Raw genomic sequence first — 11,927 nt, 5'->3', positions numbered from 1 at the left:
TGACTATGCCAGATAAAAATATGCTGGGTTGGTACGGGAAATTACCCGGCACCGGCGATTTTTTACAGCGTCGGTTACCGGAAGCGATTGTCGCCAGTTGGTCTAACTGGTTTCAGCAGGGTTTATCACTCTGGTATCACCAGAGCGAGGGTGACGGTGAGCTTTTTAGCCGCGCACCGGTGTGGAATTTTGCCGTCCCTGCTACGCTCGGTGTACAGCGTGTACAAATTGGCTGTCTGCTCCCTTCGCGCGATCGCGTAGGCCGAACCTGGCCTTTGCTGGCGCTGCAAAGCGTGCCGGTCAGTCTCTGGCATCCGGCGCAGCTGGCAGTGTCTGGCGACTGGTTTCAGACGTTGGGGGAAACGCTGCATCAGGCCGTCAGCCAGCAATCGACCCCCGAGCGGCTTGAACAAAGGCTACTGACGCTGCCGCCGCTGTCGCTGCCCGATACCGGCCGTTCAGATATTATGGATGTGATTGGCTATCAGGATCTGCCTTGCACGCTGGCATGGCACGAGGTGGCGACCCGCTTTGACCCCATGCGCTATACCAGCTACTGGTGGACAAATCAAAGCGATGGTTATCCCCTGGCCAGCCATAAACACAGCGGCAACCTTACCGCACAACTATTCTCACAGTTATTCGATCCGGCCGCTGTAGCACAGCCGGGTCGGCATGGACTCTATCCACCCATGTTCGAATAGAGTTATTTGGCCCGTTGGCTTTGGCTTCAGGAAAAGCGCATGCGATTTACCATTGTTGAAAGCAGAACCGAGGCGCCCGTTACCGCCTGTGATTTTATGCCGCCAGGCGGCACCATAGGCCGTAGCGTTGATAACGATCTGGTTTTACCGGATACCGAGCGCGCCATTTCTCGCTTGCAGGCAGTCGTCCAGATCGCCAGCAACGGCGAGTGTCGTCTGACCAATCACGGTAGCGTGATCGCGGTGGTGCATAATCAGGCCCCTCTCGATCGCGGCAGGCAAATTGTTCTGCATCATGGCGACATACTGGGCATTGGCGATTATCAAATTACGATAAGCGATCCCAACCGCCAGCAGGATACCGCTTTCAGCGACGTGGATCCCCTTGCATTATTCAGCCATGACCAGACATTGCCCAACGATCCGCTGGGTATCCTGAACGAGCAGATACCGGTCGTGGTGCCTGCTCCCGAGCAGCCCGCCGTTCGTCAGGTTCGGCAAAACGATGCGCGGCTGGATATTGACCCGGTTCGCAGCGATCTGCCGCATGCTGAGAATGCTGTACATGAAGGCAACGAGCAGCGCTTGCTCGCCGCTCTGCTGGAAGGCATGGGGCTGGATAATGGCGCGGGCAGGCCACAGCTGACAGAAGACCAAATGCGCACGACGGGGAAAATGCTCAGCCTCTTTTCTCAGGGAACCGTCGCCCTGCTCTCATCACGTTCAATCCTGAAACGCGGCGTGAAGGCAGAAATGACGATGATCCTGAACGAAGCGAACAACCCGTTCAAAATATTGCCTTCAGGTAAGACGGTCCTGATGCAGATATATCAGAGCCAGATGCCAGGCTTTATGCCGCCTGAGCAGGCAGTGCGTGATGCGTTAGTGGATTTGCAGGCGCATCAGTTGGGGATGATTGCCGGGATCCGCGCGATTATTGCCGCCATGCTGCAATCTTTCAATCCGCAACGGCTGGAAGATTACGCCCGTCGTGATGGCAACGTTCCACGGATAGGGTTAAGCGCGGTAAAAAAAGCCGCCCTGTGGGACTATTTTTTGCGTCACTACCAGAACACGTCTGGCGAAATTGAGGACGATTTCCATACCCTCTTCGGCGACGCATTTCTGCAAGCCTATGATATGGAAGTGAATCAGTATAAAGACTCGCAGCTCAAACCGGAAAAGAATGAACATTAACTATGCATTGACCTCACAAACGGGTGCCCGGGAAAGTAATCAGGATGAAACGGGCGCGTTGATAGGCGAACGCTGCGCCTGTTTTTTAGTCTGTGACGGGGTAGCGGGCACGGCAGGCGGTGAAACGGCAGCGAGAATCGCCCGCGATACGTTGCTGGCTGAGCTGATGGTCGATAAGCCTATTCAGCCAGCAGATACCGCGGAATGGATCGATAAGGCCGAGCAGGCGATTCGCCAGGCACAGAGTAAAATTCTGAATTTTGATCGGATGAGCACTACGCTGGCGGCGGTATTTATTGACCGTGATTCTCAGCGTGCATGGTGGGCGCATGCCGGTGACAGCAGGATTTACCACTTTCGCCGGGGGTATATTCATGCGGTCACGCGCGATCATAGCCTGGCGCAGCAGTTAAAGGATGCTGGTGTAGATAATTCCGGCATTAACAGCAACTTACTCTATAATGCTTTGGGTGCGGGCGGTACATTGCCGGTGAGTTACAGTGAGGTTATGCCGCTGGAAGATGGCGATGCCTTTTTAGTCTGTACCGATGGTTTCTGGTGCAGCCTGACGCCGGAAGAGATGCAACAGGCGCTGCGTATGGTCAGCTCGCCTCATGAGTGGCTGGCGCTGATGCAGGAAGCCATCAACCGTAGCGAGCAGAAGGATAACCTGAGTGCCGTAGCCGTCTGGATTGGCTCGCCACAGGAAACCACTCTCTTACAATCCGTAGCGGACTCAGGACGCTTCCTGCCGACGCGTGATTAACACCAAGGAACACTATGAAATACGGGTTGCCAGCTATTGCTTTGTTGATTGCAACTGCCGCTCAGGCTGAGGATTACCGCGTGGTATATTCCCCAAGCCTGGCGCTGGAGGTGTTCATTGACAACGTTGAAAGTAATGCGCCGCGAGACTGGTGTCAGGAGACTATCCACTTGCGCCTCGTTTCCGGTAAAAGCAAAGAATCCAGCACCCTGACCAGTTTTCTGCCGCGTGTCGGCAAGCTGTTAAATAACCAGTGCGGCAAACTTACCGAACTCCCATGGCAAATGACCAACGCTGCCGGAACGGTGCTGGCTGCCGGTACCGCAGCCAAAGAACAGAACTGGCGCCCAATCGTTATCGCGGACGGGACAACGGCGGCGAATGCCAGCAATGCGGAACCGCTGGATTTGTCACAGCCAGCCAATAGCGCACCATTGCAGCATTTCGATCTGCCCGGTGGCTGTCATTTTCGCACCTGGTGGGACGAAAAAGGCCAGTCGCTGTTTATCCCTGACGATCGTCACCTCAGCTGTTCTACCGAAGGATGGCTGGAGGGGAAAAGTCAGTTGACTCTTTCCTCTAACGGGAAAGATCAGCCCGTTGACGTCCAGTTTTACCAGGGATTTCCGTTACGCAATATCCATCCTGCTTCGGGAGAACTGGACGTTGTCGCGGCGAATAATCAACGGCTGGTCGTCAGTAAAAAGACGGCCCCCAACAGCTGGCTGGTGCTGACGTTTAATCCTGCTTTGCACGTCTGGTCATTTGATGGCGCACTGCTGGTAAAAATGGACAAAAGCCAGGCGGCGGACCCTGCCGTCCTGAAGGCTCGCGTAGATGCTCTGCGTCAGGTCTGGAGCAAAGTCGTCGATTCAAAAGTAAAAATTAATGTGCTGCTGGTGGATGACCTGCATGCAGACCTGGCCGATCCGGCTATTGGCGCCTGGCGCACTGTTAACTGACCGGCTCTCCCGGATGGGAGCAGCAGAGAAGTTGGCATTCAGAGAGTGTTTACTATGTCGGCAAACGATAATGTCAAGAACGTGCCCAACGCCCTTCCGGCTGGCCACCGTTTTAACGAATTTGAAATTAAAGAAGTCATTGGCGGTGGCGGCTTCGGCATTGTTTATCGTGCCTGGGACCACCTGCTTGAACGTACCATCGCCATTAAAGAGTATTTGCCGGTTTCACTCGCCTCCCGCGATGAACAACTGACTATCGTGCTGCGCGGCGAGCGCTATCATAAACTGTTTTCAGCAGGACTTAGCAGCTTTATTCAGGAAGCCCGCCTGCTGGCCCGCTTCAACCATCCGGGCTTGCTGCACGTGCTGCGGTTCTGGGAGGAGAACGGCACGGCCTATATGGGCACGCTCTATTACAGCGGTATGACCCTGAAAGAGTGGCAGTTAGGCCACCCGGAAAGGATCACCGATGAATGGATCCGCCAGCTGCTTCCGCCCCTTTTTGGCGCGATTGATACCATCCACCGTGGCGGCTACCTGCATCGCGATATCTCGCTGGATAACATTCAGATCCAGGAAAATCAGCTGCCGGTGCTGCTGGATTTCGGTTCAGCGCGTAAAACGATTGGTAACCTCTCCGACGAAACGGAGATTATGCTGAAACCCGGCTATGCGCCTATTGAGCAGTACAGCGAAGAAAGTGATATTGACCAGGGGCCGTGGACGGATATCTACGCCCTCGGCGCGGTATTGCATACGCTGGTTACCGGAAGCCCACCACCGGTAAGCGTGGTGCGCTGTATTGAAGATCGCTACCAGCCGCTCGCCCAGCTGCGCCCGGAAGGATTCTCGCTGTCGCTGCTCAACGCCATTGACTGCGCGCTGGAAATGAAACCTCAGGACCGTCCGCAGTCTATCGATGAATTAGCGGCGCTTATTGCCCTGCCCGTAAGCTCTGTAGAAGAGTTGGTGACCAGCATACCGGCTGTGGCCGAAGAGGTGCCAGAGGCGCAGCAGGAACCTGAACCGGTCCCTGAGCCGGAGCCGGTCAGCTATACCCCTCCGCCGGTAGCAGGCGGGGAAATACCCGGCGTCAAAACCCGACTGTCTAAACCGCTTATCGCCCTCGGCGGCGTCGCTGTGCTGGCTGCGGTTGCGCTGGCCATCTCTCTCAGCCGGGAAGACACCTCTGCCGATACCCAGCAACCTGCGATAGCCGGATCGGAAACAGCGCCGACCCGCACGGTCTCGGGTGGAGCGGCAGTGAATACTAAACCGATGATGGCTACCGTCTACCTGCGGCTTGCCAGCGGCGAAACCGTGCTGCTCAACGGCACGCCGATCGAGGTCAAGCCGAACAACAGCGGCTATGCCTCACTGAACCTGGCATCCGGTAACTACAATATTGAAGTGCATTCTGCGAACGCGGTTCACCGCCAGAGCCTGACGATTAACAAGGCAGGCACCTGGCTGATCAATCCTGGAAGCTGAGCCGGCTTAGCCGACCAGAGGGTCGTGGCATTGCTGTAATTCACGCACGCGCTGCACCAGATCGGTCAGGCAATCATCATACAGACCGCGCGTCTTCAACTCCTGTTCCAGCGAGTAAAGATACTGTGCGTTAGTGCCGAGTGGACCGCTGGCTTGAGCAATCAGCGGCGCAATGGTTTTTGGGCAGGAATCGGCCTCGTAAAGCGCATGGCGCGGATCCATAACGAAAGCCAGCGCCGTCACGCTACGCCCGTCTGAAAGCTCCAGCTCACGCCAGGTAGGGAGATAGCAGCCTGTGACCATTTCGCGCTTCCACAGCAGCTCCAGCTCCTCACGGAGTTTTTCTTCCGGCAGGCGAAAAGCCAGCCCGGTCGTTTCGCCGCCCTCTTTCAGTGCCAGCATTCTTCCGGGCTGTTGAGCCGTGCCCCGTCCCGCCGTAAGCCGCAGGCAGAAAGCCCGATGCCAGCCCTTTAAGGTTCCTTCAGCCACCTCATCGGACTCGAATATAGGGTTCCACATTAGCGAACCATAGCCGAAAATCCATACCGGGCTGTGATTAGGCCGACAGGAAAGCGTGGCGCTCAGCGACGCAGCACGCTGTTCGCAGGTCCATAACAGCGATTCCTCGATTGCACCAAAAGCCGTCTTACAATCCGCTTTTAATAAGAAATCCCTTGTTAACATTGACCCCCCTTACCCGTGCTCATGCTTGCGACAAGTTAACTTATTCCGAAAATTGTTTTGCGTTAAAGGTGACAATATGTCATTTCGTCCCTGGCAATCAAGTTTGAACTTTGTCACAAAAGCGAAAAATTTTACTTAGGTTTATCATCGGCCGCATAAGAAAAAACTTAAGGCCGGCAGACAAAAAGTGTGATGGCCGTTAACAGCCGGAGATCGTGACGCGGGAGACCGTACGGAAACGTTTTGCAGGGAAGCGGCTGCCGCCCTGCGGAAAGCTAGTGCTTTTTATGCCACTTATCATCGTCGCCTTTTTCATAGGAATGCTTTACCGCAGACCAGGCAACTTTGTGAGCCACCTCTTCGCGGGACTCGTCACCGCGGCGATCTTTCTTCTCTTTGTATTCATCCCAGGCGCTATTAAATGCTTTCTGGTAGATGTCCTGAGCATGAGCCGGCAGGACATGCTTCACGCTGTCAGGCAGTGAAGATCTTGTACTGTATGGCATCGGTTTTCCTCCTCTGGTTAGGCCATATAAGCCTGGAACAAAATTAACGACCACGCCAGCAATGCAGTTATTGCCATCAGGATTAAAAAACAGGCTGTAAGGCTAATTTAGCCAATACAGATGCGATTTAAATGCGCATTAATCACCACAAATAGCGTGAAAATAAAAATTATTAATCCATAAAATTCATAAAGTTATAAATGAATAAATTTTAAAGAATGGAAGTTTATGATTTTTCTCTTTTAATGCGTAAATCAGTGTAAATTTTACACATTTTTAACCCATTAGCCGTTACACTGCCCGCGTATGTAAAATAACCAGGTTGAAACAAATGGTATTTTTTTACCGGTGGGCCGCCGCGTCTACCGGTTAATCGTCAGTGATAAGGAAAAGCTACCTATGGGCACGCAAGAAAGCGTCAAAACTCGTCATAAAGAGTCGTTTCTCATCTTACCGCTCATTGCCCTGGCCATACTTTGGCTTTGGGGTGATTCGACGTCCTTCCCGGTCATCATCGCGATCAATTTACTGGCGCTGGTGGCGATTCTGAGCAGTGCATTCAGCGTAGTTCGTCATGCTGACGTGCTGGCACACCGCCTTGGCGAACCCTATGGTTCCCTGATCCTCAGCCTGTCGGTAGTGATTCTGGAAGTCAGTTTAATTTCCGCGCTGATGGCAACAGGCGACGCGGCCCCCGCCTTAATGCGTGATACGCTCTATTCGATCATCATGATCGTTACCGGTGGGCTGGTTGGCTTTGCTTTGTTGCTTGGCGGCCGTAAATTTGCCACGCAGTATGTTAACCTGGCCGGGGTCAAACAGTACCTTATCGCTATTTTCCCGCTGGGTATTTTGGTATTGGTTTTCCCTAATGCGCTACCGGGCGGCAATTTTACTTCCGGGCAGGCTCTGCTGATCTCGGCGATTTCAGCCGCAATGTACGGCGTCTTCCTGCTGATTCAAACCAAAACCCACCAGAGCCTGTTTGTGTATGAGCATGAGGACGAAGGCGACGATCCGCATCACGGCAGGCCTTCCGCCCATTCAAGCCTCTGGCACACCGTCTGGTTACTGATTCATCTGATCGCTGTGATTGCCGTAACTAAAATGAACGCCAACACGCTGGAATCCTTACTGACCGAGATGAATGCGCCCGAGCAGTTTACCGGCTTCCTGGTCGCGTTATTGATCCTGTCACCAGAAGGTCTGGGAGCGATAAAAGCGGTGCTGGCTAATCAGGTACAGCGCGCGATGAATCTGTTTTTTGGTTCGGTGCTGGCGACGATTTCACTGACGGTTCCCACCGTCACTATCATTGCCACCCTGACCGGACAACAGCTGATATTTGGTCTGGAGTCGCCGCAGATGGTCATCATGATTGCCGCCCTGCTTCTTTGCCAAATCTCCTTCTCGACCGGGCGCACCAACGTGCTGAATGGCGCGGCGCACCTTGCACTGTTCGCCGGCTATTTGATGACGGTTATGCTGTAAATTTTTACCGCTGCTGGCACTACGCCAATAAAAAAAGAGCGCCTGAAGGCGCTCTTTTTGTTACTCGCTCAGCGATTAGTTGCTGGTATCCAGTTCCGGGAAGTTCTTCACCAGATCGTCGATCGCTTTCATCTGCTTGAGGAACGGCTCCAGCTTGTCCAGCGGCAGTGCGGATGGACCGTCGCATTTCGCGTTAGCCGGATCCGGGTGCGCTTCGATAAACAGGCCGGCCAGGCCAACAGCCATACCAGAACGCGCCAGCTCTGTAACCTGACCACGACGACCGCCTGAAGCAGAGCCAAACGGGTCGCGGCACTGTAGCGCATGGGTCACGTCGAAAATCACCGGGCTGCCGTTAGAAACCTGCTTCATGACGTTAAAGCCCAGCATATCCACAACCAGGTTGTCGTAACCGAAGTTAGCACCGCGATCGCACAGGATCACTTTCTCGTTGCCGCCTTCAGCGAATTTCTCAACGATGTTGCCCATCTGACCCGGGCTGACGAACTGCGGCTTCTTCACGTTGATGACCGCGCCCGTTTTCGCCATCGCTTCCACCAGGTCGGTCTGACGCGCCAGGAATGCAGGCAGCTGGATAACATCAACCACGTCGGCAACGGTCTGCGCCTGGCTGGCTTCATGCACGTCAGTGATAATCTTCACGCCGAAAGCCTGTTTCAGCTCCTGGAAAATCTTCATGCCCTCTTCCAGACCGGGACCCCGGTAGGAACGAATAGACGAACGGTTAGCCTTATCAAAAGAGGCTTTAAACACGTAAGGGATACCCAGCTTCTGAGTCACGGTGACATAGTGTTCACAGATGCGCATGGCAAGATCGCGGGATTCCAGCACGTTCATGCCGCCAAACAGCACAAACGGCAGATCGTTTGCTACCTTGATATCACCAATGCTAACCACTTTTTGTTTCATGTCTTCGCCTTATTCATGCAGAGTTTACAGATTAGTGCAGCGTGATCTGTTTTTGTTCAATCGAGTGAATTTGTAATTTGATCATTTCGCTGACCGGGTCTTCCGGACACTGCTCAACGAAATAGGTCAGGTCGCTCAGCGCCACGTGTTCACAATCCAGCTGGGCAAAAATCAGGCCACGGTCGCGGATTTCATAGGGATCTTCTGGATCCATATTTACCAGTACCTGACTGACCTGAAGCGCCAGCTCCATTTGTTTCTCTTCCATCAGCGCGGCTTTCAGCGTATCCAGCATTTTATTCAGCACCAGCTGCGGCTCGGCTTCCTGTAAATCATCATCATACAGTTCCGCGACCGGGCCAATATTGCCCTTCAACCAGACTTCCAGCGTGTGCTCATCCAGCGTATCGCCATTGAAAGGATTGATTAACCACATCTCTTCATCAATCCAGTCGGCTCTGAGGATCAGCTGGGTAGGGAAAATCACCGGCATCAGCGGGATGGTCAGCTGTTCGGCAATGTGCAGGAAGATGATGCCCAGCGAGACGGCGGTTCCCTGGCGGGTTTTCAACACGTTGTCCAGCCATAGCGTATCCGAAAGGCGGTATACGCCGCTGGCGCCGCCGAATCCCCACTTTTTCCAGAACAGTTCAATCAGTTTTTCCAGCTGAAGATCCTGTTCCGTCTGCGAGGAAACATAGGCGCGGGCCTCTGCGACCAGCTCCGCAAGCTGCTTTTTCACGTCTTCAGCAGGAAAATCGGGACGGATCGCCAACGTGGCTGCAATTACCGCCTCGCACAGCGGCATCGCTGTGGGTTCATCAGTTGCTATCGACGTCATACAATCCCCAACAATGGCATTTTTGTGGTGGCCAGGTGATAAATCAGCACCAGCATGGCTATCGCCACTATAAAGGCTATCCAGCGCGCTTTCTGTGCGCGTGGTTTACGTCCAAGGGCAATAAACCCAAGGGCGATATAGATAATAACGCCAAACAGCTTTTCAGTCAGCCACGCGCCCTGTGGGCTGAACGGATAAAAATGCGTGATCGCTACCAGCCAGGCGCCGGAAAGCAGCAGCAGCGTATCATTGAGATGCGGCACGATGCGCACCCAGCGACGCTGCATCATTGCCGATCCGGTCTGTAACCAAAAAAAACGCAATAATAACATCAAGAGGGTGATGGCAACCGTCACCATATGCAGCGTCTTAACCGCGCTATACCAGTCCGTCATTCTCTCTTCCTTAATCAGGCCAGCTGTGCCAGTGTGACACGGTCGTTACCGCCGTAGTCCTGGCAGGAAGCCACCTGGATAAATAGGTTTTCGCTCAAAATTGCCCGTACCTGAGCCGCCTGCTGCCAGCCGTGCTCAAGCAACAGCCAGCCGCCGGGCAATAGATAATTTCCTGCACGTTCAGCAATAATTTTAATATCCGCCAGCCCGTTATCAGCGGCAACCAGCGCGCTGTCTGGCTCAAACCGTACGTCGCCCTGCTGAAGATGTTCATCATTGCTATCGATATACGGCGGATTACTGACGATAACCGCAAAGCGTTCCCCGGAGAGCGCGCTAAACCAGTTGCTCAAACGAAATGACGCGTTACTGATAGCCAGTCGCTGAGCATTATGCTGCGCCAGCTCAACAGCCGCCGCGATGCGATCGACGCCCGTTACCTGGCAATCAGGCCGCTCGCTGGCTATCGCCAGCGCAACAGCGCCGGTTCCGGTGCCCAAATCCAGCACGGAAGCTGCGCCAGCGGGGATCCGGGCGAGAGCCAGTTCGACCAGCAGTTCAGTATCGGGGCGGGGAATAAGCGTGTCGGGGGAAACGCTGAGCGGCAATGACCAGAACTCGCGTTCGCCAGTCAGATAAGCGACAGGTTCCCCGCTGGCGCGTCGGGCCAGCAGCGGGGCAAGCTGCTCAAGCTGTGAAGGGCTGAGCAACGTATCATCAAAGGCGATCAGCCAGCTGCGGGATTTGCCGGTGACAAATCCCAGCAAAATTTCCGCATCGCGCTTCGGGCTGTCGCTTTCGGCCAGTTGTGTGATGGCTGAACGCAGCCACTGGCGGATTTCCATTACTCCTGCTCGGACAGCGCAGCCAGCTGATCCGCCTGGTATTCCTGCACCACAGGCTCAATCAGCATATCCAGCTTGCCCTGCATTGCTTCATCCAGACGGTAAACCGTCAGGTTGATACGATGATCGGTAATGCGTCCCTGAGGATAATTATAGGTTCGGTTACGATCGGAACGATCGCCGCTGCCCAGCAGGTTACGGCGCGTCGACGCCTCTTCCTGCTGACGTCGGGCAATCTCGGCGGCACGAATACGCGAGCCGAGCACCGCCAGCGCTTTGGCTTTGTTTTTGTGCTGCGAACGTTCGTCCTGGCACTCCACCACAATGCCGGTTGGCAGGTGAGTAATGCGGATCGCGGAATCGGTGGTGTTAACGTGCTGCCCACCCGCGCCCGATGAACGGAACGTGTCAATTTTCAGATCGCTCGGGTTAATATCCGGCAATTCCGCTTCCGGCACTTCCGGCATCACCGCAACGGTACAGGCAGACGTATGGATACGGCCCTGCGATTCCGTTTCCGGTACACGCTGAACGCGATGCCCGCCTGACTCGAACTTCAAACGTCCGTAAGCGCCGTCGCCCACGATTTTGGCGATCACTTCTTTATAACCACCGTGCTCGCCTTCGTTGGCGCTCATCACTTCCACTTTCCAGCGGCGTGCTTCCGCATAACGGCTGTACATACGGAACAGATCGCCTGCAAAGATCGCTGCTTCGTCGCCACCGGTTCCGGCACGGACTTCCAGATAGCAGTTGCGCTCATCATCCGGATCTTTCGGCAGCAGCAGAACCTGCAATTCCTGCTCTAAGGTTTCGCTGGCCTCGCGGGCTTCTTTAAGTTCTTCCTGCGCCATGTCGCGCATTTCGGGATCGCTGAGCATCTCTTCTGCCGCAGCAATATCATCCTGGTTCTGCTGCCACCGTCTGAAGCACTGGCTGACATCGGTCAACTGAGCATATTCACGTGACAGCGCACGGAAACGCTCCTGATCGGCAATCACGCCAGCGTCACCCAGCATCGCCTCAACTTCTTCATGGCGTTCCTGCAAGGCTTCCAGTTTGGCAACAATAGAAGGCTTCATCGATGTTGTTTTACCTTGTAATCAAAGAGGCGA

Annotated in this window: 13 protein-coding genes; 6 read left to right on the top strand and 7 right to left on the bottom strand. The window is 54.4% G+C overall.

Annotation, left to right across the window (positions count from 1 at the left end):
* Window positions 1-5: 5 nt before the first annotated feature.
* Genes tagF through EHV07_RS09205 form a run of 5 tightly spaced genes read left to right on the top strand, consistent with a single transcriptional unit; the run spans window position 6 to window position 5,120 of the window.
* Window positions 6-704 carry a type VI secretion system-associated protein TagF gene (gene tagF, locus EHV07_RS09225; RefSeq protein WP_147197198.1) on the top strand — a complete coding sequence of 233 codons (699 nt, stop codon included), beginning with the start codon at window positions 6-8 and terminating at the stop codon, window positions 702-704.
* A gap of 39 nt (window positions 705-743) precedes the next feature.
* Entirely contained in the window at window positions 744-1,901 is a 1,158-nt protein-coding gene (tagH, locus tag EHV07_RS09220) for a type VI secretion system-associated FHA domain protein TagH (protein WP_147197196.1), read from the top strand.
* Complete coding sequence (locus EHV07_RS09215) at window positions 1,891-2,667, top strand: PP2C family serine/threonine-protein phosphatase (protein ID WP_147197194.1); 777 nt, start codon at window positions 1,891-1,893, stop codon at window positions 2,665-2,667. The genes tagH and EHV07_RS09215 overlap by 11 nt, the downstream gene beginning before the upstream one ends.
* Window positions 2,668-2,681: 14 nt before the next feature.
* Window positions 2,682-3,629 (top strand): hypothetical protein, encoded by a 948-nt coding sequence (locus EHV07_RS09210; protein ID WP_147197192.1) that lies wholly within the window; start codon window positions 2,682-2,684, stop codon window positions 3,627-3,629.
* A 54-nt stretch (window positions 3,630-3,683) separates the two neighbouring features.
* Window positions 3,684-5,120 carry a serine/threonine-protein kinase gene (locus EHV07_RS09205; RefSeq protein ID WP_147197190.1) on the top strand — a complete coding sequence of 479 codons (1,437 nt, stop codon included), beginning with the start codon at window positions 3,684-3,686 and terminating at the stop codon, window positions 5,118-5,120.
* A 6-nt stretch (window positions 5,121-5,126) separates the two neighbouring features.
* Here EHV07_RS09205 and EHV07_RS09200 read toward each other — a convergent pair whose 3' ends face one another.
* Together EHV07_RS09200 and chaB are read right to left on the bottom strand one after the other, a co-directional pair.
* Complete coding sequence (locus tag EHV07_RS09200) at window positions 5,127-5,804, bottom strand: gamma-glutamylcyclotransferase (protein ID WP_147197188.1); 678 nt, start codon at window positions 5,802-5,804, stop codon at window positions 5,127-5,129.
* Between the two features lie 275 nt (window positions 5,805-6,079).
* Complete coding sequence (gene chaB, locus EHV07_RS09195) at window positions 6,080-6,310, bottom strand: putative cation transport regulator ChaB (protein WP_147197186.1); 231 nt, start codon at window positions 6,308-6,310, stop codon at window positions 6,080-6,082.
* A 399-nt stretch (window positions 6,311-6,709) separates the two neighbouring features.
* Between chaB and chaA the strand changes: the two genes are divergently transcribed.
* Complete coding sequence (gene chaA / locus EHV07_RS09190; RefSeq protein WP_147197184.1) at window positions 6,710-7,801, top strand: sodium-potassium/proton antiporter ChaA; 1,092 nt, start codon at window positions 6,710-6,712, stop codon at window positions 7,799-7,801.
* A 75-nt stretch (window positions 7,802-7,876) separates the two neighbouring features.
* On the opposite strand, the gene kdsA is transcribed toward chaA, so the two are convergent.
* From kdsA to prfA, 5 genes are read right to left on the bottom strand one after another with little or no spacing between them, the layout of a single operon-like run.
* Entirely contained in the window at window positions 7,877-8,731 is an 855-nt protein-coding gene (gene kdsA / locus EHV07_RS09185) for a 3-deoxy-8-phosphooctulonate synthase (protein ID WP_147197182.1), read from the bottom strand.
* A gap of 31 nt (window positions 8,732-8,762) precedes the next feature.
* A complete protein-coding gene (gene sirB1 / locus EHV07_RS09180; protein ID WP_147197180.1) occupies window positions 8,763-9,572 on the bottom strand; it encodes an invasion regulator SirB1 in 810 nt (269 codons plus the stop codon).
* Window positions 9,569-9,967: a SirB2 family protein gene (locus EHV07_RS09175; protein ID WP_147197178.1), complete on the bottom strand. Its 399-nt coding sequence runs from the start codon at window positions 9,965-9,967 to the stop codon at window positions 9,569-9,571. The genes sirB1 and EHV07_RS09175 overlap by 4 nt, the downstream gene beginning before the upstream one ends.
* Before the next feature lie 14 nt (window positions 9,968-9,981).
* Window positions 9,982-10,812: a peptide chain release factor N(5)-glutamine methyltransferase gene (prmC, locus tag EHV07_RS09170; RefSeq protein ID WP_147197176.1), complete on the bottom strand. Its 831-nt coding sequence runs from the start codon at window positions 10,810-10,812 to the stop codon at window positions 9,982-9,984.
* The gene (prfA, locus tag EHV07_RS09165) at window positions 10,812-11,894 is read right to left on the bottom strand and encodes a peptide chain release factor 1 (protein WP_147197174.1); all 1,083 of its coding nucleotides are present in this window, start codon (window positions 11,892-11,894) and stop codon (window positions 10,812-10,814) included. The genes prmC and prfA overlap by 1 nt, the downstream gene beginning before the upstream one ends.
* Between the last annotated feature and the right edge of the window lie 33 nt (window positions 11,895-11,927).

This window comes from Pantoea sp. CCBC3-3-1, from assembly GCF_007981265.1.
Classification (GTDB): Bacteria; Pseudomonadota; Gammaproteobacteria; order Enterobacterales; family Enterobacteriaceae; genus Erwinia.
Note: the sequence above shows the minus strand (reverse complement) of the source record. Positions and strands in the feature narration are given on the sequence as shown.